The organism is Thiomicrorhabdus sp. Kp2 (assembly GCF_000478585.1).
Lineage (GTDB): Bacteria > Pseudomonadota > Gammaproteobacteria > Thiomicrospirales > Thiomicrospiraceae > Thiomicrorhabdus.
Map to the genome: position 1 here is coordinate 2,472,109 of NZ_ARWI01000001.1, position 24,272 is coordinate 2,496,380.

At 39.6% G+C, this 24,272-nt stretch carries 25 protein-coding genes; 17 read left to right on the top strand and 8 right to left on the bottom strand.

All coding sequences use genetic code 11. The features are described from left to right. Nucleotides 1-2: 2 nt before the first annotated feature. The 6 genes from mog (at nt 3) to A379_RS11150 (ending at nt 4,474) form a co-directional block, all read left to right on the top strand. Nucleotides 3-557: a molybdopterin adenylyltransferase gene (gene mog, locus A379_RS11125; RefSeq protein ID WP_040728129.1), complete on the top strand. Its 555-nt coding sequence runs from the start codon at nt 3-5 to the stop codon at nt 555-557. Nucleotides 558-590: 33 nt separating this feature from the next. Beyond that, nucleotides 591-1,526 (top strand): 50S ribosomal protein L3 N(5)-glutamine methyltransferase, encoded by a 936-nt coding sequence (gene prmB / locus A379_RS11130; protein ID WP_040728130.1) that lies wholly within the window; start codon nt 591-593, stop codon nt 1,524-1,526. Between the two features lie 204 nt (nt 1,527-1,730). Then, nucleotides 1,731-2,696 carry a carbonic anhydrase gene (locus tag A379_RS11135; RefSeq protein WP_040728131.1) on the top strand — a complete coding sequence of 322 codons (966 nt, stop codon included), beginning with the start codon at nt 1,731-1,733 and terminating at the stop codon, nt 2,694-2,696. 236 nt (nt 2,697-2,932) lie between these two features. After that, nucleotides 2,933-3,487, top strand: coding sequence for a cytochrome b (locus A379_RS11140; RefSeq protein ID WP_040728132.1), 555 nt, complete (start codon nt 2,933-2,935; stop codon nt 3,485-3,487). 28 nt (nt 3,488-3,515) lie between these two features. Beyond that, nucleotides 3,516-4,094, top strand: coding sequence for a YceI family protein (locus A379_RS11145; RefSeq protein WP_040728133.1), 579 nt, complete (start codon nt 3,516-3,518; stop codon nt 4,092-4,094). A gap of 143 nt (nt 4,095-4,237) precedes the next feature. Continuing rightward, a complete protein-coding gene (locus A379_RS11150) occupies nt 4,238-4,474 on the top strand; it encodes a DUF2798 domain-containing protein (RefSeq protein ID WP_040728135.1) in 237 nt (78 codons plus the stop codon). Between the two features lie 5 nt (nt 4,475-4,479). On the opposite strand, the gene A379_RS11155 is transcribed toward A379_RS11150, so the two are convergent. Further along, nucleotides 4,480-4,926 carry a thioesterase family protein gene (locus A379_RS11155; protein WP_040728136.1) on the bottom strand — a complete coding sequence of 149 codons (447 nt, stop codon included), beginning with the start codon at nt 4,924-4,926 and terminating at the stop codon, nt 4,480-4,482. Nucleotides 4,927-5,012: 86 nt separating this feature from the next. Here A379_RS11155 and aroC point away from each other — a divergent pair, with 86 nt between their 5' ends. The 4 genes from aroC to A379_RS11175 all read left to right on the top strand — a co-directional run bounded on the left by aroC (nt 5,013) and on the right by A379_RS11175 (nt 8,292). Further along, nucleotides 5,013-6,113 carry a chorismate synthase gene (gene aroC, locus A379_RS11160; RefSeq protein WP_040728137.1) on the top strand — a complete coding sequence of 367 codons (1,101 nt, stop codon included), beginning with the start codon at nt 5,013-5,015 and terminating at the stop codon, nt 6,111-6,113. 183 nt (nt 6,114-6,296) lie between these two features. Continuing rightward, on the top strand, nt 6,297-7,454 hold the full coding sequence (locus tag A379_RS11165; RefSeq protein WP_040728139.1) for an MFS transporter: 1,158 nt from the start codon (nt 6,297-6,299) through the stop codon (nt 7,452-7,454). A 41-nt stretch (nt 7,455-7,495) separates the two neighbouring features. Beyond that, the gene (gene gloA / locus A379_RS11170) at nt 7,496-7,891 is read left to right on the top strand and encodes a lactoylglutathione lyase (RefSeq protein WP_040728141.1); all 396 of its coding nucleotides are present in this window, start codon (nt 7,496-7,498) and stop codon (nt 7,889-7,891) included. An 83-nt stretch (nt 7,892-7,974) separates the two neighbouring features. Beyond that, nucleotides 7,975-8,292, top strand: a complete 318-nt coding sequence (locus tag A379_RS11175; protein WP_040728142.1) for a pyrimidine/purine nucleoside phosphorylase — start codon at nt 7,975-7,977, stop codon at nt 8,290-8,292. 74 nt (nt 8,293-8,366) lie between these two features. On the opposite strand, the gene A379_RS11180 is transcribed toward A379_RS11175, so the two are convergent. After that, entirely contained in the window at nt 8,367-9,257 is an 891-nt protein-coding gene (locus tag A379_RS11180) for a hypothetical protein (RefSeq protein WP_040728143.1), read from the bottom strand. Between the two features lie 324 nt (nt 9,258-9,581). On the opposite strand from A379_RS11180, the gene A379_RS11185 reads away from it, so the two are divergent. From A379_RS11185 to A379_RS11205, 5 genes are all read left to right on the top strand, one after another. After that, on the top strand, nt 9,582-11,168 hold the full coding sequence (locus A379_RS11185) for a SulP family inorganic anion transporter (protein ID WP_040728145.1): 1,587 nt from the start codon (nt 9,582-9,584) through the stop codon (nt 11,166-11,168). Between the two features lie 211 nt (nt 11,169-11,379). Next, a complete protein-coding gene (locus tag A379_RS11190; RefSeq protein ID WP_040728146.1) occupies nt 11,380-13,128 on the top strand; it encodes a cache domain-containing protein in 1,749 nt (582 codons plus the stop codon). A gap of 50 nt (nt 13,129-13,178) precedes the next feature. Then, entirely contained in the window at nt 13,179-14,093 is a 915-nt protein-coding gene (locus A379_RS11195; RefSeq protein WP_040728147.1) for a PilZ domain-containing protein, read from the top strand. Between the two features lie 187 nt (nt 14,094-14,280). Then, nucleotides 14,281-14,586, top strand: a complete 306-nt coding sequence (locus tag A379_RS11200) for a (2Fe-2S)-binding protein (RefSeq protein WP_051145182.1) — start codon at nt 14,281-14,283, stop codon at nt 14,584-14,586. 54 nt (nt 14,587-14,640) lie between these two features. Continuing rightward, nucleotides 14,641-15,510, top strand: coding sequence for an HAD family hydrolase (locus A379_RS11205; protein ID WP_081696409.1), 870 nt, complete (start codon nt 14,641-14,643; stop codon nt 15,508-15,510). Nucleotides 15,511-15,671: 161 nt separating this feature from the next. Here A379_RS11205 and A379_RS11210 read toward each other — a convergent pair whose 3' ends face one another. The 6 genes from A379_RS11210 to queE form a co-directional block, all read right to left on the bottom strand. After that, the gene (locus tag A379_RS11210; protein ID WP_198525678.1) at nt 15,672-16,607 is read right to left on the bottom strand and encodes a metal ABC transporter permease; all 936 of its coding nucleotides are present in this window, start codon (nt 16,605-16,607) and stop codon (nt 15,672-15,674) included. After that, on the bottom strand, nt 16,607-17,968 hold the full coding sequence (locus A379_RS11215) for an iron chelate uptake ABC transporter family permease subunit (protein WP_051145183.1): 1,362 nt from the start codon (nt 17,966-17,968) through the stop codon (nt 16,607-16,609). The genes A379_RS11210 and A379_RS11215 overlap by 1 nt, the downstream gene beginning before the upstream one ends. Nucleotides 17,969-17,973: 5 nt before the next feature. Next, a complete protein-coding gene (locus tag A379_RS11220; protein WP_040728148.1) occupies nt 17,974-18,771 on the bottom strand; it encodes a metal ABC transporter ATP-binding protein in 798 nt (265 codons plus the stop codon). A gap of 36 nt (nt 18,772-18,807) precedes the next feature. Further along, the gene (locus A379_RS11225) at nt 18,808-19,731 is read right to left on the bottom strand and encodes a metal ABC transporter solute-binding protein, Zn/Mn family (RefSeq protein ID WP_040728149.1); all 924 of its coding nucleotides are present in this window, start codon (nt 19,729-19,731) and stop codon (nt 18,808-18,810) included. 297 nt (nt 19,732-20,028) lie between these two features. Beyond that, nucleotides 20,029-21,264: a 23S rRNA (uracil(1939)-C(5))-methyltransferase RlmD gene (gene rlmD, locus A379_RS11230; protein WP_040728151.1), complete on the bottom strand. Its 1,236-nt coding sequence runs from the start codon at nt 21,262-21,264 to the stop codon at nt 20,029-20,031. A gap of 108 nt (nt 21,265-21,372) precedes the next feature. After that, nucleotides 21,373-22,017 (bottom strand): 7-carboxy-7-deazaguanine synthase, encoded by a 645-nt coding sequence (gene queE, locus A379_RS11235; protein ID WP_040728152.1) that lies wholly within the window; start codon nt 22,015-22,017, stop codon nt 21,373-21,375. 121 nt (nt 22,018-22,138) lie between these two features. On the opposite strand from queE, the gene leuC reads away from it, so the two are divergent. Next, nucleotides 22,139-23,554: a 3-isopropylmalate dehydratase large subunit gene (gene leuC / locus A379_RS11240; protein WP_040728153.1), complete on the top strand. Its 1,416-nt coding sequence runs from the start codon at nt 22,139-22,141 to the stop codon at nt 23,552-23,554. A 22-nt stretch (nt 23,555-23,576) separates the two neighbouring features. Continuing rightward, nucleotides 23,577-24,218 (top strand): 3-isopropylmalate dehydratase small subunit, encoded by a 642-nt coding sequence (leuD, locus tag A379_RS11245; protein ID WP_040728154.1) that lies wholly within the window; start codon nt 23,577-23,579, stop codon nt 24,216-24,218. Nucleotides 24,219-24,272: the final 54 nt, after the last annotated feature.

Below are 24,272 nucleotides of genomic sequence, written 5' to 3' on the forward strand. Positions count from 1 at the left end.
AGATGCAAAAGAGTGAAATTAAAATTGGTTTTGTCACCGTGTCCGATCGAGCAAGCCGTGGTGAGTATGAAGATTTGGGTGGTCCAGCTATGCAAGAGTGGATTGGCCAGGCACTTAGCAATGATTGGACAGCCGTCGCTAAGGTGATTGAAGACGAGCAAAGCGTGATTGAAGCCACACTGATTGATATGGTTGATAATCACGGTTGTGGACTGATTTTAACGACGGGCGGTACAGGCCCTGCAAAACGTGATGTCACGCCAGAAGCGACTGAAAATGTCTGCGATAAAATTTTAGATGGTTTTGCCGAGCAGATGCGTGCGGTCTCTTTACAATATGTGCCTACGGCAATTTTATCGCGCCAAATTGCGGGAACACGTGGTAGCTGTTTAATTATTAATTTACCAGGTAAGCCGTCTGCAATAGGCGAATGTTTAGAAGCCGTTTTTCCAGCGGTTCCTTACTGCATTGACTTAATTGAAGGTCCTTATCTTGAAACCAATGACAGCTTTGTAAAAGGTTTTAGACCCAAACACGCTAAAAAACCAAACGCCTAACAATCCCAAGCAATCTTTTAGAGACATATAATTATGAGCAATGTAAATTACCAAAGTGAAGGCTTAGAAAATGTACTGGACTTTGTCCGCTGGGGTGGTAGCTTATTTAAAAAAGCCGAACTCTATTTTGGTCATGGTACCGATAACGCTTTTGATGAAGCGCGCGTTTTGGTATTTTTTGTGTTAAATCTGCCAGCAGAGATTCCAGAAAATTATTGGCAAGCAAAACTAACCGCTCAAGAAAGACATCAAGTGACCGAACTGTTTCAGCGCCGTATAGAATCACGTAAACCCGCGGCCTATTTAACGGGTGAAGCTTGGTTTGCAGGCCTGCGTTTTATTGTGAATGAAAACACGCTGGTACCACGTTCCCCTATAGCAGAACTGATTTCACAGAGTTATGCGCCATGGATTCAAGATGCTGAAGCGGTGACTCATGTTTTAGATTTGTGCACAGGCAGCGGTTGTATTGGGATTGCCTCTTTGAAAGCCTTTCCCAATTCAGAAGTGGATTTGGTCGATATCTCTGCAGAAGCTTTAGAGGTGGCACAGAAAAATATCGACCAATATGGCTTAAATGATTTTGCCCATGCAATTCAGTCCGATTTATATTCGGCTTTAGAAGGCAAACAATACGATTTAATTGTCTCTAATCCACCTTATGTGGATGAAATAGAGATGCAGGCTTTGCCCGAAGAGTTTAAGCAAGAACCTGAGTTGGGTTTGGCAGCAGGGCATGACGGGTTGGATTTGGTTCGCAAGATTTTGGCTGAAGCGCCAAAGTACCTAAAAGAAGATGGGGTGTTGATTGTTGAAGTCGGTGTTTCACAATATTTTGTTGAACAAGAGTACCCTGAATTACCTCTGTATTGGTTTGAGTTTGAACATGGAGGGGAAGGGGTGTTTGCTATTCAAAAATCTGAATTAGAACTCTTTCAAGATGTGCTCGATGCAAAAGCGTTCAATTAACCCACTTTATAAAACGATGTTTATTTGCTTAACTTAATAGGGTCAAATCTATAGGGCCAAACCTATTTCGACTTTATTTTAAGAGATAGGCATCGTCTCTATTCCTTTTCTATACGCTATAGAACCAGGCCTGGCAAAGTTATTGCTTGGCTGGTATCAATTAATTGTCATCTAAAAAAACCTCTATTAAGCTCGGAGTAAGTTATGAAGCACCCTGTATTAAAATCTTTAATTGTTGCGTTAGGCTTATGTGCTTTGCCCGCCATGTCGCAAACGCATGAAACGCCAAAAGAGCCATTAGTGGATTTAGGTGCTGAGATTAAAGCTAAAACGGGTAAGGATAACTTGGCCAAGCCAGAGGTGACCTCTTCTACACCTAAGGTTATAGAAAAAAAGAGTGAGCCAAAGGTAGAACCTCCCAAGGTTGAACAAGAGCACAAACCGCATTGGGGATACTCGGGTGAGTCAGGGCCGAAGCATTGGGGGGGGTTAGCTCCTGAAAATATTCAATGTAAGGTAGGTAAAAACCAATCGCCTATTAACTTAAAAGATAAAGCTGGCGTGGGCACAATGGGTTTGCCACAACTCGATATACATTATCGTGATGTACCTTTAAAAATCGTCAATAATGGCCATACCGTGCAAGTCAATTACCCGCTTGGCAGTTACATTAAGCTCGCTGGCCATCGTTATGAACTTCTACAGTTTCACTTTCATACGCCAAGTGAGCACCAGAAGGATGGTTTTAATTATCCTATGGAAGTGCATCTAGTGCATAAAGATGGTGATGGGAATCTCGCAGTAATGGGGGTGATTTTTCAGGAAGGTGAAGAGAATCCTGAAATTCAGACACTATTAAGCAACCTTCCAAAAGAGATTGGTAAAGAGGAGATTCGTAGAGGAGCAAGTATAAACCCCGTTATGTTTATTCCTGGAAATACGGAGTTTTATAAATACAGCGGTTCTTTAACAACCCCACCTTGTTCTGAAGGGGTGTATTGGATGGTTTTTAAAAACCCAATTGAAGCGTCTATTGAACAAATTCAGCAGTTGAATGAAGTCATGGGCGAAAATGCACGTCCAGTTCAAGAGATCAATTCACGTACCCTACTTAAATCTTGGTCAGAACAATTATTGGAGCAGGAAGCTCCAAGGTATGAATTTTATTAAAAATAATAAACACTAATTTAAATATTAAAATTGAATACTTAAAAACAAATAGCCAGGCCTGGTAAGAATCATTTCTACCAGGCCTGGTTGTTTCTTAAAACACGCTTTCTCCTCAATTTTCTGTATTTTTCTTTATTGTTCTATTAAATAGAACGGTCTTTTATTTTTTAACTGGTTTTTTGCGCTTTTGTATCGTTATAGACTACACCTTAGCAATCAACAAGTTGGAATGTATTATGCAATTAACAAATCAACAACATACTTATGGCTGGGTTTCCATTGTGCTTCACTGGACGGTTGCTATTTCAGTATTGGCTATGTTTGCTTTAGGTTTGTGGATGGTTGAATTAGATTACTATTCAACCTGGTATCACGATGCGCCCTATATTCATAAATCAGTCGGTGTACTGTTAGTTTCGCTGATGTTGCTGAGGTATTTCTGGAATATCTTAAATCCAAAACCGAGTGCGCTTGGGGAATCCATTTTTTTAAAAGTTATCGCTTCAAGTGTGCATTTGCTTTTGTATCTATTGGTGTTTTTGTTAGGTCTTAGTGGCTATTTCATTTCAACAGCCGAGTCTCAAGCTATTTCTGTTTTTAACTGGTTTTCTGTTCCCGCTCTAGTAGCGCCAATCTCTGAACAAGCGGATATTGCTGGTGAGGTACACAAATGGCTAGCTTTTACCTTAATAGGCTTTGTTGCTTTACATTTTATTGGCGCGCTAAAACATCACTTTATAGATAAAGACAGCACTTTGAAACGAATGCTAAAACCCCTTTTAAAACCGTAAGCCCCATTATTAAATTAGGAGAACGACCATGACTAAAATCCGTACTTTATTTTTATCAGTAGCACTGCTGTCTGTATCAGGCACTGCGATTTCCGCTCCAGTCAGTTATGCAATTGATACGCCAGGGATGCACGCGTCAATCAATTTTAAAATTAAGCACTTAGGTTACAGTTGGTTAACAGGGCGCTTTAACCAGTTTTCTGGTGAATATCAATATGATGATAAAAATCTTGCGAATAGTAAAATCAATGTAAAAATTGATACTAAAAGTGTGAGCACAAATCATGCAGAACGAGATAAACATTTGCGTAGTGATGAGTTTCTGAATGTGAGTAAATATCCTGAATCAACCTTTATCAGCAGTTCAATCTCTGGCACAGATGAAAATATGCAGGTGAAAGGTGACTTTACTTTAAATGGGGTTACCAAACCAGTCACGATTCAGGCGCATAAAATTGGTGAAGGCAAAGACCCTTGGGGTGGTTACCGTTCTGGTTTTAGTGGTACCACTGAAATTAAATTAGCTGACTACAATATCACTAAAAATTTAGGGCCAGCATCTACAACTGTTTTACTTGAATTGCATATTGAAGGAACCAAAAAATAACCTATTGAGTGTTACAGAGTTTAAATACAGTCTGTAAAAGAGATGTAACTTCAAAGTTACACCCAAATAAAATCTAGGTTAGCTTATAATCGCTCTCCTAGATTTTTTATTTATCAATCCGTTTATAGGAGAAATTAAGTTAGATGTTTCACGCAAAATACCAATCGATTTTATTCGCATTTTTTATGGCCTTTTTTATGTCTTTTTTAATGTCCGCGATTATTAGTTTTTTTAACGTTGGCTTGCCAGAAGGCTTTATGGTTATTTGGATGAAAGCTTGGTTTATGGCTTTTATAGTCGCGTTTCCAATCGTGATTTTTGTTGCACCAGCGGTGCGTAAATTGGTAGGGCGTTTAGTGAAAATTGAGACACAAGCCTAGATTGGCTAAGGGTTTGTTTGATAGGGCTTTATAAACTCAGCGGGTATTTTTTTGGGTTTATGGTCTGTTAAATCAATACAGACATAGGTTGCTTGAGCGGTAAACACCGTTTTTAGGTCACTCTCTCTAATAATTTGAAAGTAGCGTTTACGTAAGCAATAACCTTGTTGTTCGCCCACCCAAGTAGCAATCAGTAGTTTATCCCCCAAATAACAGCTTGCTAAATACTGCATACAGTTTTCATACACCGCCATAATACGGTTTAGTTCACGCTGCTTTTCATGGCTTATGCCCACCGATTTTGCGTGTTGCCACGCGACGTTTTCCATCCAGGCCAGGTAACTTTTATTGTTTACGTGCCCCAAAAAATCCAGGTCTCCTTGCTGGACAGTGTGTTGAAAAATAAATGGCTTTGGATATTGCCAATTTAATGATGTAGAAATCAATGTCATTTAAGTAAAACTCGACTGTGTGAAAATGCAATTTAGGCGGTTTTTAGGTAGAATACCCCGATTATAACGAATTTGAGAACAGGTTTATGTCTGGTAATACTTTAGGTCAAAATTTTAGAGTCACCACCTTTGGCGAAAGTCATGGTTTGGCATTGGGTTGCATTGTGGATGGTTGCCCTCCAGGTTTAGAGTTAACCGAAGCGGATATTCAACAAGAACTTGACCGCAGAAAGCCAGGTACCTCTAAACACGCTACCGCTCGTCGTGAAGATGACGAAGTACAAATTTTGTCGGGCGTGTTTGAAGGGAAAACCACGGGTACGCCAATTGGAATGATTATTCATAACAAAGACCAGCGTTCAAAAGACTACTCAAAAGTGGCTGAGACCTTTAGACCTGCTCATGCGGATTATACCTACACGCAAAAATATGGTTTTCGTGATTACCGTGGCGGTGGGCGTTCATCCGCACGTGAAACGGCCATGCGTGTTGCTGCGGGTGCAATCGCTAAAAAGTATTTAAAAGAGCGTTTAGGTATTGAAGTCAAAGGTTACCTTTCTCAGTTAGGGCCTATTACGGTGGATAATGTCACTTGGCCATTCGATAACTTAAACGAATATTTTTGCCCAAGCCCAGAGAAGAGCGAAGAGATTCGTGACTACATGGATAATTTGCTCAAGCAAAAAGATTCAGTGGGTGCCAAAATTACCATCGTGGCTAAAAATGTGCCTGTTGGATTAGGTGAACCCGTATTTGACCGTTTAGATGCCGATTTAGCGCACGCTTTAATGAGCATTAATGCCGTTAAAGGTGTTGAAATAGGTGATGGTTTTGCGGTGGCTGCTCAGCGTGGTACAGAGCACCGAGATGAGATGTCACCGCAAGGGTTTGCCTCTAATCATGCGGGTGGTATTTTGGGTGGTATCTCAACGGGTCAAGATATTGTGGCTCATATCGCTTTAAAGCCAACGTCGAGCATTATGACACCAGGTAAAAGTATTAATGCAGATGGTGAAGCGATTGAGATGGTGACTAAAGGACGTCATGATCCATGTGTCGGAATTAGAGCAACCCCGATTGCTGAAGCACAAATGGCGATAGTCTTACTTGACCACTTTATGCGTAACCGTGCTCAGAATGGCGATGTGGTTCCACCTATTATGGATTTGGCTCACGCTGGCGAATGATTGTAATGGGTTAAAATTAGGCTAATCGGACTAATTAAAGCCATGCACAAAGCGGAGTAAAGGACGGAATAAAATACATTTCGTCTTTACTCCGTTTTTTTATTTCTATTCATTTACCAGGCCTGGTAAATTAGATGAATCCAAAACTAATCCTTCTTTTTTGTTGAGAGTCATTCAAGCTAAATGAAAAACTGTTCTTATCAAAACGCTTATAAAAAGCTCTCATTTCACTATTTTTTATACTTTGCGGTATTAGGAACAACCGTTCCTTATATGGGCTATTACCTGCAATCGTTAAGCTTTTCAGCCATAGAAATTGGTCAGCTTCTGGGTATTATGATGTTCACCAAAGTGATTGCACCCAATATTTGGGGGTGGTTGGCAGACCGAAGCGGTAAATCAATCTATTGGGTACGATTAGCCACTGTTTTGGCCGCAATGTCATCCATTGGTTTACTCTTTTTTGAAACCTATTGGCCTGTCTTTTTTACCTTGATGGTGTTCAGTTTTTTTTGGCACTCCTCGTTACCTCAATTTGAATCTTATACATTCAACTGTTTAGGCCTTGAAGATAAACATCGTTACGGTCAAATTCGACTATGGGGTTCAATCGGCTTTATTGCGGCGGTTGTGTCGATTGGTTGGCAGATAGAGCACTTCTCAGTGGCTTGGCTACCATTGGATTTATTGCTGATTTTATTGATTGTTTGGGGCAGCAGTTATTTGGTAAAAGACGGTAAACGTCTGCCACACGAAGGCGAAGTACACGGCTTTATGCAAATCGTTAAACGTCCTGAAGTTTTGAGTTTATTGATAGTGAGTTTTTTAGTGCAGCTCTCTCACGGTGCTTATTATGGCTTCTATACTATTCAACTTGCTGACTTAGGTTATGAAAAAACCACAATTTCCTTACTTTGGGCATTAGGGGTTTTATCGGAAATTGCGGTGTTTTTTTGGATGAGTCAGCTTTTTAGGCGTTATGCTGTACGCACCTTAATATTACTCAGTATTGTATTAACAGTGATTCGCTGGGCAATGATTGGTTCATTGGCCGATTCCGTTTTTTGGATGTTATTTGCCCAGTTGTTGCATGCCGCCAGTTTTGGTCTGTTTCATGCCGCTGCAATCTATTTGATAGATAGTTTTTTTAAAGGAAAAAATCATGGTAAAGGCCAGGCGATATTCGCGGCATCGAGTCATGGTTTAGGTGGTGCTTTAGGAATGCTATTGGCTGGATATAGTTGGTCTGCTGGTGGAGCCTCATTGGCTTATGGTTTAAGTGTGATTATGGCAACAATGGCTTTATTAATCGCTTTAAAATGGACAAAAGAACCCGTTTAAATTGGTATTATTCAACTAAAGAAAACTAGAAAGGAGTAGATATGCGTTTATTACATACGATGTTACGAGTTGGAAATTTAGAAAAATCCATCGCCTTTTATACAGAGGTGATGGGGATGCAGTTACTTCGCCAAAAAGAGTATCCAAAAGGCGAATTTACCTTGGCGTTTTTAGGTTACGGCAATGAAGAAGAAAATACCGTTTTAGAGCTAACCTATAACTGGGGTGTTGACAGTTATGATTTGGGTAATGCCTATGGACATATCGCTATTGAAGTGCCTGATGTTTATAAAGCGGCAGAAGCCGTAAAAGCGGGTGGCGGTAAAATTATTCGTGAAGCAGGGCCTATGAATGGTGGTGAAACGATTATCGCTTTTGCCGAAGATCCAGACGGTTACCAAATTGAGTTTATTGGTGAAAATCATGTTAGGAAGTAAATCATGTTAACAAAGCTTGGTGATTTTTAATAAATGGCTATAATTAGCCAAAATTTATAAAATGATTTTTTAAAGGAAAAAGAATGTCTAAATTTGAAAATGTAACGGTATTAAAAGAAGCGTCAGTGTATTTTGACGGTAAAGTAACGAGCCGTACTGTGATTTTTGCCGATGGTTCTAAAAAAACATTGGGTATTATGATGCCTGGTGAATACGAATTTGGTACTGAATTAGCAGAAGTAATGGAAATGCAATCAGGTGATGTAGAGGTATTATTACCAGGTGAAACTGAGTGGAAAGCGATTCCAAATGGTTCAAGCTTTGAAGTGCCAGCCAACTCTAAGTTTGGTATTAAAGTAAATCATATTGCTGATTATTGCTGTACTTATATTGCAGAATAAATTCTAAATTATTTTAGAATTTTGTAATGAAAAGCCCATTTTACCAGGCCTGGTAAAATGGGCTTTTTGCTAGATTAATAAGCTTGAACACCAAATTTTAAAAGTAATTTTGGAAGATGGTCATCCAAGTTTTGAACTTCATGGTCTTTCAGTTCAATTAAATTAAAACCGTACTTTTTATAGATTTCTATTTTTTTCTGTTTTCTTTCTAAATATTTTGGTTGCTCTTCAAGCCCCCAATATTCAATGTAGACCTTTCCAGCGGGGATGTAAAAATCAGAATAGACATCTTCTTCTATGGGGAGCTTGCGTTCATAGGCATGAACTATTTCAGCCATATAGAGCCAATTATCTATAAGCATTTCGGCTTTTGAACGCACCATGTGGCCATCAGTTGTTCTGTGAGTCGCTTTAAATTTATCTCTGAATTCTTTTTTGGTTTCTTCTAGTGAACTAGGTTCTTTGTTATTACCCTTTAGTTGCTCAATAGTTTCTTTTAGTGATTTATTATCAAGAATGCTTTGCGGCCAACGCACATAGGGAATACCTGAACGATAGTCCTCCGATTGTATCGCTTTCAATTTAAGACCTTGAGCCGTTGCTTGCCATCCTTTTAGGGCTTTTTTAATCCAGCCAAGCTCAGAGAGAATTTGATTGGTTTTATTAGCCGAAATTTGAAAGTGTTGACCAATTGTTTTAGATGTTAATTGTGAATCTTGCGGGGATGTTGTTTCTTGTGCCTGTGCTGTTAAGCTTGAAAGATTTTCAGGCCAAACAATGTATTGACCAAATCGTTTGCTTTCTTGGTAACGGCCTCCTTGAGAAATACCTAAATCAGTCAATTCCCAGGAGTCATTAGACTTCTGTATCCATTGAGCTTTTTCAAGCAGGTTAAAAAGCTCTTTACTGCTTATATTTTCTTTTTTACTTAATGCAGAAGTAGAAAGATAGGCCACGGTAGTCATTGCACACCTTTGTTTTATGTAAAAATCCTTATTCTATAAGTTTTTACAATAGTAGTCATGCTTTGAGAGGGGTTAAATTATTTTAATTTTGTTTCTGTTGTTGATTTTTTTTATTTTTTTGATATTTAAAAAGAAAATGCAAACCAAAATGTATCAAAATTAAGAATACAAAAAATCCTATCGCAATTTCGCCAATGTAGTGAATCCACATAATGTTTCCCATATCTGTTTTAACGATTAAGTTCGCCAACTAAGGCTTTGAATATCCGACAATTGTACTGTGTTTTTGTTAGAATTTGCACACATTAAATTTTAGGAGTTTTTATGAGTCATCCAAGCCAGCCATTTCATTGGCAAACCTATAAAAATGACACCCTATCAGGCATTACTGTAGCGCTTGCATTAGTACCTGAAGCGGTGGCTTTTGCTTTTGTAGCGGGCGTTCACCCGCTAGTTGGTCTTTATGCCGCTATTATTGTGGGCATGATTACGGCTGTATTTGGTGGTCGTCCTGGGATGATTACGGCAGCAGCGGGTTCTCTTGCCGTGGTAATGATGCACCTGGTAATGGAACATGGTGCGTCCTTTTTGTTCTTAGCGGTGATTATGATGGGTCTCTTTCAAATATTCATAGGGCTTATGAAATGGGGGCGGTTTATTCGAATGGTGCCCAGCTCGGTTATGCTCGGGTTTGTAAATGGCCTAGCCTTAATTATTTTAATCGCCCAGTTTACACAGTTTAAAGACTCCTCTGGCGCTTGGCTAACGGGTGATAGTCTAAATATCATGTTGATGATTATTGCGGCGACTTTAGCGATTATCTATCTACTTCCTAAGATTACTAAAGCGGTGCCATCGGCTTTAGCAGCCATAGTATTAGTCTCATTAGCGGTGATTTTCTTTGATATTAATGCGATTACGGTTGGCGATAAAGCATCGGTTTCAGGGACATTAGAATCATTGATTTATGGCGATGGCGTTGAGGGTGGTTTTCAAGGTTTAAGCTGGTTTACCACGTTACCTGAAGGCTTTTGGTCTTTAGAAACGCTATGGATTGTTTTACCCTATGCGGTGATTTTAACGATTATCGGTTCGGTTGAATCTTTATTAACAATGACATTGATTGATGACATTACTGAAACTCGCGGTAAAGCCAATAAAGAGTGTATCGCTTTAGGTGCGGCAAACTGTACAGCAGGTTCGTTTGGTACGATGGGCGGGTGTGCTTTGATTGGTCAATCCATGATTAACGTGAATTCTGGTGGAACAGGACGTTGGTCTGGTATTTCTGCCGCATTGGGTTTATTAGTGATTGTGTTAGTCGCATCGTCTTGGATTGAGATGGTGCCAATTGGCGCGCTTGTTGGTTTGATGTTCTTTGTGGTGATTGCTACCTTTAACTGGGCGAGCTGGAATATTATGCGTGGCATGACTAAGGCGGATGCGTTTGTGATGGTGATGGTAACGGTATTAACCGTGATGTTTGATTTAGCCGTAGCCGTTATTGCAGGTATCATTGTGGCGGCTTTAGTGTTTGCTTGGGAGCATGCTCAGCGTATTATGTTGCAAGAAACGACTGAAGAGATTAATGGTAAGTTGGTTAAAACTTATAAAGTTCAAGGGCCATTGTTCTTTGCATCGGCACAAAATTTTACCGATATGTTTGACCCTAAAAATGACCCTGATTGTGTAAGAATCGATTTTATGCACTCAAGAGTGTATGACCATACAGGGATTGAAGCGATTAATGGATTAACTAAAAAGTATTTAGCAGCAGGTAAGACGTTAACACTTCAGCATCTAAGTCCTGAATGTCAGGTTTTATTAGATGATGCCAAAGAGTTGATTGAGGTGAATGTGTCTGAAGATCCTCATTACCATGTATCAACAAGTGGTAAGCCACAGAGTTAATCTTTGTATTCTTAATATATAATTTAAAGCACCTAAGGGTGCTTTTTTTTGGTTCTTGAAGGTTGGTTTTATATTGGGATTTGGGCTTTTAAAAAAAACTTATTGGTATTTATTAGGGTTTAATGAGAAGATTAAAAGGCTGTTTTTAAGCTTTGTAGCCAATTAACTGAATTAGTTTTGGGTGTAAAAAAATCATTTAGGTGTTTAGTTCGTGCGAAATAGAAAAAAACTTATCCAGTTAATCGCTTTTGTTCCTGTTCTTGTTATTCCAGCTATCGTTTTCTTTGTTGGTACTTTAATTGTGAGTGTAGAAAAAGATCTCTATGAACGTTCATACTCACAAATTGAACAAGATTTTTTAGAAACAGAAAAGTCTCGTATCCAATCTAAAGTCAAAAATATGGTTGATTTAGTCAGTTATCAACAATCTATTATTAATCAAAAACTGCATAATAGAATCCAACGTAGGGTTGATGATGCCTATCGTATTGGCATTACCTTATACGATCACTATGTGGATAAGTTGCCAGAAGCTGAACTAAAAGAACTCATTACTGAGGCTTTACGACCTTTAGTATGGAATGGGGGGGAAAGTTTTATTTGGATTTTGGATTTTAATGGAAATTTTCAACTCGCTCCAAGTTACCTTAAACACCTAGAAGGTAGCTCAATTATTGATTTTGAGGATGCAACTGGCCGTAAGGTAATTCGTGAAGAGATTGCAATTACCAAAACTCAAGGTCACGGTTTTCTTTGGGATACTTTTACTAAACCAGGTGAGTCGATTGATCAACAGTTCAAGCAGCTAGCCTATGTGAAAAAATTTGGTATTTATGATTGGTATTTAGGCTCTGCTGAATATCTGGATACGGCAACCAAAAACACCAATACCTATTTGCTTGAGGCAATTAATCAAGTAGGAAAAGGAGAAACGGATTACTTTTTTGTAGTGGACGCTGAAGGCAGGTTGCTCTTAAATTATGCAAGGCCAGACATTGTTGGAAAAAATGTCACGAAAGCGGATAATTTGGAGTTAAAAGAGCTGTACAAAAAAATACTTAAAACTACTCAAAATGAAGAGGGTGGTTTTCTCTCTTATGAGTGGCTTAACCCCAGAACTGGGCTGCGTGATAATAAGCTTACTTTTGTGAAAATGGTGCCCCAAAGTGGTTGGGTAATTGGGAGCGGTTTTTACCCTAAGTCTTTAGAAAATAATTACACGGTTCAAGAGCAACGATTAACAAACCAGTATGAACAAAAAATACGTCATTTAAATAAATTAACGGGTTTAACGGTTTTAGTGGCTCTACTGATTTCAGGTTTTATATCGTTACTTTTCTATCGAGTTCTCTCTCAATACCAGCAAGATTTAGTTGAAGCAAATAATGAATTAAAAGATTTAAATATTGAACTGGAAAATAAGGTTTTGGCTAGAACGAAAGAGTTAGGCAAAGCCAATCATGAGTTAGAAAATTTAGCGACGACCGATAGCTTGACACAGATTGCGAATCGTTATGGGTTAATGAAACGACTTGATGGTGAGATTAATCGATCACAGCGTTTTAATGAGACATTTTCTGTCGTTATGCTGGATGTTGATTTCTTTAAAAAAGTGAATGATCAGTATGGGCATGATGTAGGGGATTATGTGCTACAAGAGCTATCATTACTCATCAGTGAAGAACTTAGGGTGGTCGATTTATTTGGTCGTTTTGGGGGAGAAGAGTTTTTGGTTATTATGCCGAGCACGTTACTAGATGAAGCCTTTAATAGTGCGGAAAGAATTAGAAAAAAAATAGAGAAATATGATTTCAAACATAAGGGAAAAATCACCATTAGCCTAGGGGTTGCTCAATATAGTACTAACCAAAAAGTGCATGATTTAATTAAAAATGTGGATGTTGCTTTGTATCAAGCTAAGAATTTAGGTAGGAATCAAACGTGCAAAGTCTTAAATTAGTAGTGGCGACTTTTTATTTTGTGGCTTTTCATTTTCGTTAGGACAAAACAGTGAGTAGTGATAAACGATCATTTTTTCGATTTGATGTTACCTTGCCATATTATCTTGAAGCTATGAATGAAGACGGGATTTGTTTTCATATTAACCGAGCTACATTCATACAGCAAGGCGATGAGAAGCAAATTCAATCCATTAAGACCTCTATAGATTTTCTCTTTCAAGATAAGCAGCATATTCAAAATGGTGGTGTGCAAATATTTAGAGGACTGAACGATAAAATTGAGTTTATGGCTTGGTTGTTAGACGCTATTTTATTAGGACGCAATGTTTTATCTACGGATGAGTTTCATGAACGTTTAAATGTAAATAAACGTTTTACTCTCCCCGAATCTAAAGGTTCATCAAAAGTTTTACCTTTACTGCAAGCCCTTTCAAAACGGCTCGATCACTATATCGATGAGCTTGTGAGTGTTATGCAGAATAGTTTGCGAAATAAGGTCTTTTTTTATCACAAAAAACCATTAGAACTATTTAATATTCTGAGTTACTTAAAAGGGCTAGAGGACCTGGCAAAGAAACGGAATTGGTTGGCTATGGTGATAACCTCATTGGTCTCACTATTGAATGTTTATGAAGCGCGTCTTGTTAGAGTCAAAACGGCTTATCAGTCGATTTCTGATACAGAAAACTGGGATGAAGAAAGTGTTAATTTAGGTGCAGGAGGGTTTGCAATTTATAGTGCAGAGCCATTTGCAATCAACCAAAAATTCTGTGCGTTGTTTAAAGTGGATAACGAGTTTGTTTTTGGTCAGGCAAGTTGTGTAAATGTAAGTCAAGAGGCCTGTTTTAATGGTAAACACCGAGTGGCGTTTAAGTTTGAAGACATTACGGCAGAAGACAGTGCGCATATTGTTCGCTACCTTATGACAAAAGAGCTTGAATTTCATCAAATGCAACCAAAATGAGTTGTGCTGTAGAATAGCGCGATTCATTTACTAAATTCAGATAATCTGAATAAAACGAGCCACCTACATCCAAAGACTTTTAGGGTAGCGAGTTTCGCTATCTTGATTGGGCGTTCATTTTTTCTCGAACCTTACTCGTGTAAAAGTCTCAAGGTCAAACTGCCTAAACTAACTGTTAAATACTATTATGACAAATCAAAGTTCAACTGAATTAAATACACAAGATAATGCTTTACCTCGTGAACTGACACATAATTTGTCTAGAAATGTTTGTGTCTGTTACGACGTGAGTAAAAAAGAGATTATAGAGACGATTCAACAAGGTGCTAAAACCCTTGAAGAGGTGAGCAGTAAAACCTATGCTTGCCAAGGCAGTGGCTGCTGTATTCGCCAGGTTGAGCGGTTGATTGAGTTATTGAGTCGTGAGGAAGCAAAGCTTGCGGTTCAAGAGGGTTTGGTAGAAAATCCAGTTATTACAAATAATATTGAATAATATAACCATTAGAACTCACCAGGCCTGGTAATTAATTATGTATAGACCTGTTTTATGAAACCAAATAATCCAATATCTCCACCGCCATATCTCCCTTTTTTAGAATCTGAGTCCCCAGCAGTTGAAGGCATTCGATTGGTGGTTTCTGACTTGGATGGTACTTTACTTAACCCCCAACACAAATTAACCGCTTACACCAAATATATGATTAAAGAGCTGGTGAAGGGTGGCGTTCAATTTATGTTGGCAACGGGTCGGCATTATCAGGATGTCTATCTGATTGCTGAACAGATTGGGGTGGATATGTGTTTGATTACTTCGAACGGCGCAAGGGTTCACAATCATCATGGAGACTTGCTTTATGAAAACCATATGCCAGCACACCTTGTTGAACGGGTTTTAGAGCTTTCTCAAGGTTTTGATATTCATCGTAATCTTTATCAACAAGATTTATGGCTAGTTGAAGAACCGCATGAAAGTTTGCTATCTATTCATGAGGAATCAGGGTTTGAGTACAAGTTGAGGGATTTCTCTCAAATTGACTTAAATCATATTGATAAGATTTATTTTACCGCCCAGCATGATGTACTTGTGGATCTAGAGCAGACTTTAAAAACCGAATTAAGTGAACAACTGTATATTACCTTTACTTCACCTGAATATCTTGAAGTCATGAATTTAGGGGTTTCAAAAGGGCAAGCGTTACAAATGATATTACAGGAGAGAGGTTTAAGCTCAGATCAGGTTATGGCTTTGGGCGATGGTATGAACGATAAAGAGATGTTGGCTTTGGTTGGGCATGGGGTTGTGATGGACAATGCCAGCGAGACCGTTAAATCTCTGTTTCCAGAGCTACCAACGGCAAAGTCGAATGCACAAGACGGTGTTGCAGAGTATTTACTCACGCATTTATTAACGCCTTAGAGCTTGGTTTAGCCATTGGATTTCTGAACATGATAAGTTTTTAACTTTGCATGTTTGCATGATTTTCAACAAGTAAACCAAGTTACCAGGCCTGGTAACTTAGTTGTTTTTGCTTGAATTTAGCCGATACAGACCTTTTATATCCTAAAGAGCAAAAGCGTTTATATTGTGTTTTGAGGTGTTGGTGCAACGGCTTGGCGACGCAGTAATTTCTTTTTTATCTGCTGAATGAAAACGGTCATAAGAAGCAATAAACCTGCGCTAACAGCAATGGAAGCAGAGATTGAACTATCGAGTAAAAAGGCCAGAGTGTAACCAATCACTACGGCCAATTGAGAGTAGGCTAGTGCTATCCAAAGCATAGATTTAAGTGAATTGGCTAATAAATAAGCACTACTCGCAGGAATGACTAATAAAGCCACCACTAAAATAGCACCCACAGCATCAAATGAGGCCACGGTTGTCATAGAAACCAGTGTCATTAAAAAATAGTGCCAGAATACAACATTAATACCTAATGAAACCGCCAAGTTTGGATGAAAGGCAATCGTTTCTAGACGTTTAAAGCCGATGACCACACTCGCTAAAACAATTAAAAAGACAATACCAATTCCCCAGAAGGCACGTGGGCCGAGTTCCCAGCCGTGTTCCATACTGCCAATAATAATGGTATCAAACGGCACAAAAGCTATTTCACCGTAGAGAACGCACTCTTGGTCTAAATCAATTTGGCCAGCATAGAGGGAAACTAAAATGACGCCTGTGGCAAAAAATAGGGTAAAAATAATTCCAATACTGGCATCACTTTGCAATTTACTGACTCTGTGTAAGGTATCACTTAGCCATGCCGTTAAAAGGCCAATTACAACGGCACCACTTAACATCACCAAAAGTGAGCGGCTCTCGGTTAATAAAAAGGCCAGCACAATGCCTAATAAAACGGAGTGGCTAATGGCATCTCCAATTAAGGCTTGACGACGAAGAATTAAAAACACGCCAACTAATGCTGAGGAGGCGGCAACCAGGCTGGCTGTAGCAAGAATCCAAATGTCATTGATGCCCAGTTCACTAATGCGTTGAAATAATAGGTCTAACATTAAGAATTCCCTCCACTGCTCGAAGGTGTGCTTTTGTTTTGCAAGGGGATGGGGTTTCCATGAGGGTCGGAGATGGCATTGGCTAGCTCTTCTTGGAGTTGCTGTTCTTGAATGTCGGTCAAAATGTGTTCAATGCGTTCAGCTTGTTTATGAACTTGCTCAGGCGTTAGCTCAGCTTGCTCGTTAAGATAGTTTTCCCATAAACGATGGCGACGGGTCAGTTGTGTGGCTATATTCAACCCTGTTTCAGTCAATCTAAAACCACGTGCAGAGGATTCAATAAAGCTCTTCTTACAAAGTGCTTTAAGGGTTTTTTGTAAGTCTGAGCTTGGTACACTTCGTAAGGCCTGAATGTCCGCTTGGTTAAAATCTTGTTGGTCTAAGGTATTTCTTTCAACCAGTTTATAGAGGGTTCTAAGAATATTCTCTTCAGCCACTTTTTGGCGTAATTGTTTATGCTCAAGATGATTTTTAATTAAGCCTTTTTTGGGTGCAAAAAGTAAGGAGATGATAAATAGAGCAGAAAGGCTAACGACCATCCAGGGGCCAGTAGGCATCGCAGGCGCTAAGTAAGATATTTGTGTGCTGATAATGGCACTAATGGCACCAATAATGGCAGAAAGAATGAGCATATTACTTAACTCGGTACTCCAAAATCGAGCGGCGGCAATTGGCGTGAGTAGCACCGCAGCCATTAAGACGACGCCAACCAATTGCAGGCCTACAACCACTGACATAACGATGAGTAATGCTAATAACAGTTCATAGCTATTTACTTTTATACCCAGTGTTCTAGCGTAATTTCGATTGAATGCGATTAAACGCAGCTTTTGAAAAAAGAGGGAGACTGTAATGAGAATGATAATCGCAACATAACCCAATAATCGAATGTCGTCTTGAGTCATTGCAGCAGCTTGACCAAATAGAATCTTATCTAAACCGCTTTTATTCTCAACATTCATACCTTGGATGTAAGAGAGTAGCATTAACCCTAAAGCAAAGAAAAAAGAGAGTGTAATCGCCAAGGCGGCATCGGGTTTGATTTTGGTGTTTTTAGGTAACCAATCAATCAGAAAGAAACCAATAAAACTACTGGTGACAGCTCCTAAAAACATCACTAACGGATCTCTGGTTTGAAAAAGCAGAAAGGCCATCATAACGCCAGGTAACGCTGCGTGTGCAAGGGCGTCACCAATTAAAGAGCGTTTACGTAGAAAGGCAAAGCCGCCTATAACGGATGCACTCATTCCTAACAAGACACTGCCTGTTAACACCCATAAGGCATTGATGTCTTCAAAGCGCCAAAAGGCCAGTAAATTATCCCAAACGGAGACAGGTTGAAGTAAAGTAAAAGCTTCCATCTGCTTTATTCCGTATCGTGTGCTTGATTAAGTTTGGTACGGTACATCTCTTCTGTTAAGTCATTAAGAAGTGAAAGGCGACCTCCGTAGGTTTTATTTAAATTCTCCTTAGTCAAAACCTCTTCAACGGGGCCTACTGCAACTAAACGTGCGTTGATAAAGATAATCCAATCAAAGTATTCGCCAACCGTATTTAAATCATGGTGCACACAAATAATCGTTTTACCCTGTGCCTTAAGGTTTTTAAACAGTTCAATAATGGCTTTTTCGGTAGAAACATCCACGCCTGCAAACGGTTCGTCCATTAAGTACAAAGTAGCTTGTTGAGCAAGCGCACGAGCTAAAAACACGCGCTGTTGTTGTCCACCAGATAATTGACTGATTTGGCGGTCTCTAAAATCCCACATTTGCAGGTCTTTAAGGGCTTGCTCTGCAATTTCCTTATCGATTTTTCCTGGGCGTTGCCATAATTTTAAATGGCCATGACGCCCCATTAAGACAACGTCCATCACGTTGATTGGAAAATCCCAATCTATCTCTTCACGCTGGGGTACATAAGCGGTTGATAGACGTTTCTTTTCTAATGGTTGGCCAAAGAAATTGACACTGCCTTCAATGGTGGGCTCCAACCCCATTATGCCTTTAAGCAGTGTGGATTTCCCCGCGCCATTAGGCCCAACGATGGCAATGGTTTTACCTTCAGGGATGCTGAAACTGACATCGGTTAACACGGGTTTGTGGTGATAACGCATGCTTAAATGTTCGACAGACAGCGGTGAAATATGTGGCTTAGAATTTTCCATGTGAATACTTTTTTATAATAATGGTTGTGATGAGTCTTAATGTTTTAAGGCATTTACTATGGTTTCAACATTGTGTTTAACCATACCAAAGTAATGGTCAGTTGGAGTGCCAGTAACGCCCATTGCATCAGAGTAAAGTTCACCGCCAATAGCGAGTGCGTGACCTTCTGCTTTAACCCCAGCAACTAACGATTCAATGAAGCGTGGTGAAACACTCGATTCAACAAAAACCGCTTTGACATGGTTTTGTACAATAATATCTTTCAGTTTTTTAATGTCTTGTAAACCAAATTCAGCGGCGGTACTAATGCCTTGTAAGCCCATTACTTTAACGCCATAAGCTTTACCAAAATAGCCAAAAGCATCATGTGCGGTAATTAATATGCGTTGTTTTTCAGGAACGGTCTGAATTTGCTGAGAGATCCATTGGTTTAGTTCCTGCATTTCAGAAAGATAGCTGTCGGCTTGTTTTTGATAATCATTTTTATGTGCTGGATCTTGTTGTTGCAAAACCTCTAAAACGCGTTGCCCAGCTAATTGCCATAAAGAAAGGTCAAACCAAATATGAGGGTCAGGGTGTTGTCCATGCTGAATGAATGATTTGTGGTCAATTTTCTCGCTCACCGCATAAACGGCTTTTTTACGGGCCAGTTTGCCGAAAATATCTTGCATTTTTCCTTCAAGGTGAAGGCCGTTGTAAAAAATGATATCGGCTTTAGTGAGTCTTCGTAGGTCACCTTGCGTTGCTTTGTAAAGGTGAGGATCAACCCCTGTACCCATTAAAGCCGTAACTTCAACATGTTGACCACCTATGTTTTTGACTAAATCGGCAATCATTCCTGTTGTGGTAACAACATTAAGTTGGGCTTGTGCATTTAAGCTCAGTGTGGATAGCCCAAAAGCAACTAGAGTGTGAATTACCATGCTTTTAAGTGTGGCCATAAACGTTTTGCGTTTCATCTTTTTTCTACTCGATTCGGTGATGTTTATATTTGGTTGTTTGGCTAAAATAATTACTGTTGGCTAAACTAAAAATTAGCCATGACTAATTTATTTATTAGGCAGATGATATCATTAAATACTGAAATCTTCTAGATAATTGATAAACAATAGAATTAATGGTGAATTTTGAGCGGGCATTATTAACTTACCAGGCCTGGTAAGTTAATGTTTGAAATGAATTGCTATGTAAAGTTTGGGAATAAGCTTGTTTGTTTATAAGGTATTTTATAAAAAGTGTTGAGTTCTGTTTGGTGGTTACATCTTAAAAATTCCACGAGGTTTTTTCTTAAGTTTTTTGGCTAGTTTAAGTTGCACCATCACTTCCGTATGTACGGTATGGGGGAACATGTCAATAAGACCTGCTTTGTGTAGTTGGTAACCTTGTTTTTCAAGCTCTTTAATGTCTCTAATTAAAGTAGCGGCATTACAAGAGACATAAACGATGATTTCAGGTTGTAGTTTATAAAGCACTTTACTGATTTCAAAAGCGCCTTGTCTGCCTGGGTCTAATAAAACACGTTGATACTTTTGCTCTCTAAACCAAGGGGATTTTACGCACTCATCAAATAGATCCGCTTTGTAAAATTCAGTATTATTTATTTGATTGATTTTGGCGTTTTTTTGTGCGGTTTGGGTAAGTTCAATCAGCCCTTCAATGCCTACAACACTTTTAACCTGTTTAGCTATGGGCAAGGTAAAATTGCCAACACCACAAAATAGATCAAGTACTTTGTGAGTGCTGTCTAACTCTAGCCATTCTAATGCCTGGTTGACCATTTGTTGGTTTTGCTCAGCATTAACTTGCACAAATCCACCTGCGGGGAAGTGCATCTCTAACCCGTTTAATGTGTATTTAGGTTCAAGATTGCTCGGTTCATCTGAAGCACTGTTGGTCATAAAAACCCCATTATCGGCTTCTACAAAGCTAATTTCTTTATAAGCTCGACTCGCTTGCTCAAGGAGTTCAGGGCGTTTTTCTTGCAGCGTTTTATTTAGGTTTTGGGTAAGGATTGGACACTGTTCAATATCAACTAACTCATTGGTGGCTTCAATTCTAAAGCCTAAACGCGCTATTTTATCTTGTTTGCTAATAGAAAGACCAAAGCGAGCACGGCGGCGATAGCCTGTGTCATTGCCAACCAGTGGCTCAGCAACTTTGCATTTTTTGGCACTTACCGCTTGAGTAAGTCGTGTAATAAAGTTGGTGGATTTCCAGTGGCGTTGTGCATCGATTGATATATGTTGTAACTGGCAACCTCCACATTCATGGTAGACCTTGCAAAAAGGGGTGACTCTATCTTTGGATGGTGTCTCAATTTCCAATAAATCAGCTACATCAAACTTGTCTTGTTGTTTAATGATACGAATGCTTACAATGTCTCCAGGTACAGCGTGAGCAATAAAGGTGGTTTTACCGTCTATGCGAGCTACGCCTCTGCCGTCATGGGTCAGGCTTTCAATCTGAATTTGAGTGAGTATTTGGTTTTGCATTGTATGCCTTTAATTTGGTTGTTTTATGCGCTAAACAAGTGGTTATTAATCTTTATTTATTACTCTGGCTTTTTAAGTTACCAGGCCTGGTAACTTAAGGCTGTTGGGTTAATCAATGCCCAAGAGTTTGTGTGTTTGTAAACTTAATTTCCACTGCGGATGTGCTAAGCAGTAGGCAACAGCTTGTTTAATATTCTCCTGAGTCACCTCTGAATTGCTGTCATCCATGGGCTGTAGATAGAAGAAATCAAAATTAAGGTCGGCCACTTTTTCTGGCATGAGTTCAGGTTGGGGGAAAACCAGCTTGAGTTCGTGACCCGAATCTAAAATAATGGGTGCATTGGCTTTTGGGCTCATGCAGATCCAGTCAATGCCTGCTGGAGCGGTTTTAGTGCCATTGGTTTCTACCGCAATTTCAAAGTGATGGTTATGTAAGGCGTTAATCAGTGCTTCATCAACCTGCAATAAAGGTTCGCCACCCGTTAACACCACAAAAGGGTGTTGCTTGCTATCAACAGGCCAAAACTGTAAAAGGTGTTGGCACAGCGCTTCGGCATCAGCAAACTTTCCGCCATTTTGTCCATCTGTGCCGATAAAATCGGTATCGCAAAATTGGCAAACGGCTTCGGCTCTATCAACTTCACGGCCAGTCCAAAGGTTGCATTTACTCATTCTACAAAAAATAGCTGGTCGTCCACTGTGAAACCCTTCACCTTGCAGTGAGTAGAATACTTCTTTGACCGAATAGCTCATTTTTGTTTCCTTTTACCTTAAATTGACGAATTCTGTGGCTATTTTACTATGTCGGATAAAAGATGAAGTGATATAATTTCGGACTATTTTTTGAATTTTATAACAGTTGGGTTTTAGAGCAATGTCAGCAAAGACTTTATACGATAAATTGTGGGATGCACATGTTGTGCGTCAAGAAGATGATGGAACGGCGTTAATTTATATAGATCGCCAGTTACTGCATGAAGTAACTTCACCGCAAGCGTTTGAAGGGCTGCGTTTGGCAAATCGTAAACCTTGGCGTATTGATACCAACTTGGCAACTTGTGACCATAACGTACCAACCACTGAATTAACGGGGGGCGCGGAGTCTATTGCAGATCCTGTTTCTCGTATTCAAGTTGTAACATTAGGGATGAATGCCCGCGAATTTGGCATTACTGAATTTGGTATGGGCGATATTCGTCAAGGTATTGTGCATGTGGTTGGGCCTGAAGAGGGTGCGACTTTACCTGGTATGACGGTAGTGTGTGGTGATTCTCATACCGCAACGCATGGTGCTTTAGGCGCTTTGGCACACGGTATTGGTACTTCTGAAGTGGAGCACGTTTTAGCGACTCAGTGTTTGATTCAGAAAAAAATGAAAAACATGCTGATTAAGGTTGATGGAATATTACAGCCTGGTGTAACGCCTAAAGATGTTGTGATGGCGATTATTGGTAAGATTGGTACCGCTGGTGGTAATGGGCACGCTATTGAATTTGGTGGACAAGTTTTCCGTGATATGTCTGTGGAAGGACGTATGACCGTTTGTAATATGGCGATTGAAGCGGGTGCACGTGTTGGTCTTGTTGGTGTGGATGAAAAAACCATTGCTTATGTCAAAGGTCGTCCTTATGCGCCAAAAGAGAAAGATTGGGAAGCGGCGGTTGCTTCTTGGCAAGATTTAAAGTCAGATGACGATGCTGTTTTTGATACGGTTGTCGAGTTGGATGGTTCGACCATTGAACCTCAAGTCTCGTGGGGAACCTCTCCTGAGATGGTGTTAGATGTAAATGGTAAAGTACCTAATCCAGCTAATGAAGCGGATGCAGTCAAAGCGGGTGGTATTGAACGCGCTTTACACTATATGGGGCTAAAAGCCGATATGCCAATCAAAGACATTCCAGTGGATTATGTGTTTATTGGTTCATGTACCAACTCTCGTATTGAAGACTTTAGAGCGGCGGCTCAGGTATTAAAGGGTCGTAAAATTTCTGATAAGGTTGAACAGGCCTTAGCGGTTCCTGGATCTGGTTTGGTTAAGCAGCAAGCTGAGCAAGAAGGGTTGGATAAAATCTTTATTGAAGCTGGTTTTGAATGGCGTAATCCAGGTTGTTCAATGTGTTTGGCAATGAATGCGGACAAGTTACCAACAGGTAAACATTGTGCATCAACCTCAAACCGTAACTTTGAAGGTCGTCAGGGAGCGGGCGGTCGTACTCACTTAGTGAGTCCAGAGATGGCAGCTGCTGCTGCGGTGGCTGGTCACTTTGTTGATGTTCGTGATTACCTTTAAAACACAATAGCGGAGAAAAATTATGGAAAAGTTTGTAAAAATGACCGCCATTGTGGCGCCGATGGATCGCGCGAATGTGGATACCGATGCGATTATTCCTAAGCAGTTTTTAAAATCCATCAAACGTAGTGGTTTTGGTCCAAACTTGTTTGATGAGTGGCGTTATGAGGATGTGGGGCAGCCAGATTCAGATAATTCGGGCCGTCCATTGCGTAAAGAATTTGTTTTAAACCAAGCGCGTTATCAAGGTGCAAAAATTTTATTGGCACGTGAAAACTTTGGTTGTGGTTCAAGTCGTGAACATGCGCCTTGGGCGTTAAAAGATTATGGATTTGATGCCATTATTGCACCAAGTTTTGCCGACATCTTCTTTAATAACAGTTTTAAAAATGGTATTTTGCCGATTGTTTTAGATGAAGCGGTTGTTGATAAACTTTTCAAAGAAGTTCATGCAGAAGAAGGTTATCAGCTAACGATTGACTTAGAAAATCAACAGATTATTAAACCAAATGGTGAAACGATTGCTTTTGAAGTGGATAGTTTCCGTCGCCATTGTTTAATTAATGGTTTGGATGATATTGGCCTAACCTTGCAGCACGAAGCAGATATTAAAGCTTATGAAGAAAAACGTAAGCAAACTGCACCATGGTTGTTTATGGGGTAATCTACCAGGCCTGGTGATTTGCACAGAATTTAAATTTAAAAGTTAAGAGTATTA

What these genes read in the sequence shown, in the direction of transcription:
- A379_RS11215 (WP_051145183.1), bottom strand. Translation starts at nt 17,968, where the DNA reads ATGGAAGCTTTTACTTTACTTCAACCTGTCTCCGTTTGGGATAATTTA.
- A379_RS11145 (WP_040728133.1), top strand. Translation starts at nt 3,516, where the DNA reads ATGACTAAAATCCGTACTTTATTTTTATCAGTAGCACTGCTGTCTGTA.
- aroC (WP_040728137.1), top strand. Translation starts at nt 5,013, where the DNA reads ATGTCTGGTAATACTTTAGGTCAAAATTTTAGAGTCACCACCTTTGGC.
- A379_RS11140 (WP_040728132.1), top strand. Translation starts at nt 2,933, where the DNA reads ATGCAATTAACAAATCAACAACATACTTATGGCTGGGTTTCCATTGTG.
- A379_RS11225 (WP_040728149.1), bottom strand. Translation starts at nt 19,731, where the DNA reads ATGAAACGCAAAACGTTTATGGCCACACTTAAAAGCATGGTAATTCAC.
- prmB (WP_040728130.1), top strand. Translation starts at nt 591, where the DNA reads ATGAGCAATGTAAATTACCAAAGTGAAGGCTTAGAAAATGTACTGGAC.
- A379_RS11210 (WP_198525678.1), bottom strand. Translation starts at nt 16,607, where the DNA reads ATGTTAGACCTATTATTTCAACGCATTAGTGAACTGGGCATCAATGAC.
- A379_RS11180 (WP_040728143.1), bottom strand. Translation starts at nt 9,257, where the DNA reads ATGACTACCGTGGCCTATCTTTCTACTTCTGCATTAAGTAAAAAAGAA.
- A379_RS11135 (WP_040728131.1), top strand. Translation starts at nt 1,731, where the DNA reads ATGAAGCACCCTGTATTAAAATCTTTAATTGTTGCGTTAGGCTTATGT.
- A379_RS11200 (WP_051145182.1), top strand. Translation starts at nt 14,281, where the DNA reads ATGACAAATCAAAGTTCAACTGAATTAAATACACAAGATAATGCTTTA.
- A379_RS11165 (WP_040728139.1), top strand. Translation starts at nt 6,297, where the DNA reads ATGAAAAACTGTTCTTATCAAAACGCTTATAAAAAGCTCTCATTTCAC.
- A379_RS11155 (WP_040728136.1), bottom strand. Translation starts at nt 4,926, where the DNA reads ATGACATTGATTTCTACATCATTAAATTGGCAATATCCAAAGCCATTT.
- leuD (WP_040728154.1), top strand. Translation starts at nt 23,577, where the DNA reads ATGGAAAAGTTTGTAAAAATGACCGCCATTGTGGCGCCGATGGATCGC.
- A379_RS11150 (WP_040728135.1), top strand. Translation starts at nt 4,238, where the DNA reads ATGTTTCACGCAAAATACCAATCGATTTTATTCGCATTTTTTATGGCC.
- leuC (WP_040728153.1), top strand. Translation starts at nt 22,139, where the DNA reads ATGTCAGCAAAGACTTTATACGATAAATTGTGGGATGCACATGTTGTG.
- gloA (WP_040728141.1), top strand. Translation starts at nt 7,496, where the DNA reads ATGCGTTTATTACATACGATGTTACGAGTTGGAAATTTAGAAAAATCC.
- A379_RS11220 (WP_040728148.1), bottom strand. Translation starts at nt 18,771, where the DNA reads ATGGAAAATTCTAAGCCACATATTTCACCGCTGTCTGTCGAACATTTA.
- rlmD (WP_040728151.1), bottom strand. Translation starts at nt 21,264, where the DNA reads ATGCAAAACCAAATACTCACTCAAATTCAGATTGAAAGCCTGACCCAT.
- queE (WP_040728152.1), bottom strand. Translation starts at nt 22,017, where the DNA reads ATGAGCTATTCGGTCAAAGAAGTATTCTACTCACTGCAAGGTGAAGGG.
- A379_RS11175 (WP_040728142.1), top strand. Translation starts at nt 7,975, where the DNA reads ATGTCTAAATTTGAAAATGTAACGGTATTAAAAGAAGCGTCAGTGTAT.
- mog (WP_040728129.1), top strand. Translation starts at nt 3, where the DNA reads ATGCAAAAGAGTGAAATTAAAATTGGTTTTGTCACCGTGTCCGATCGA.
- A379_RS11205 (WP_081696409.1), top strand. Translation starts at nt 14,641, where the DNA reads ATGAAACCAAATAATCCAATATCTCCACCGCCATATCTCCCTTTTTTA.
- A379_RS11185 (WP_040728145.1), top strand. Translation starts at nt 9,582, where the DNA reads ATGAGTCATCCAAGCCAGCCATTTCATTGGCAAACCTATAAAAATGAC.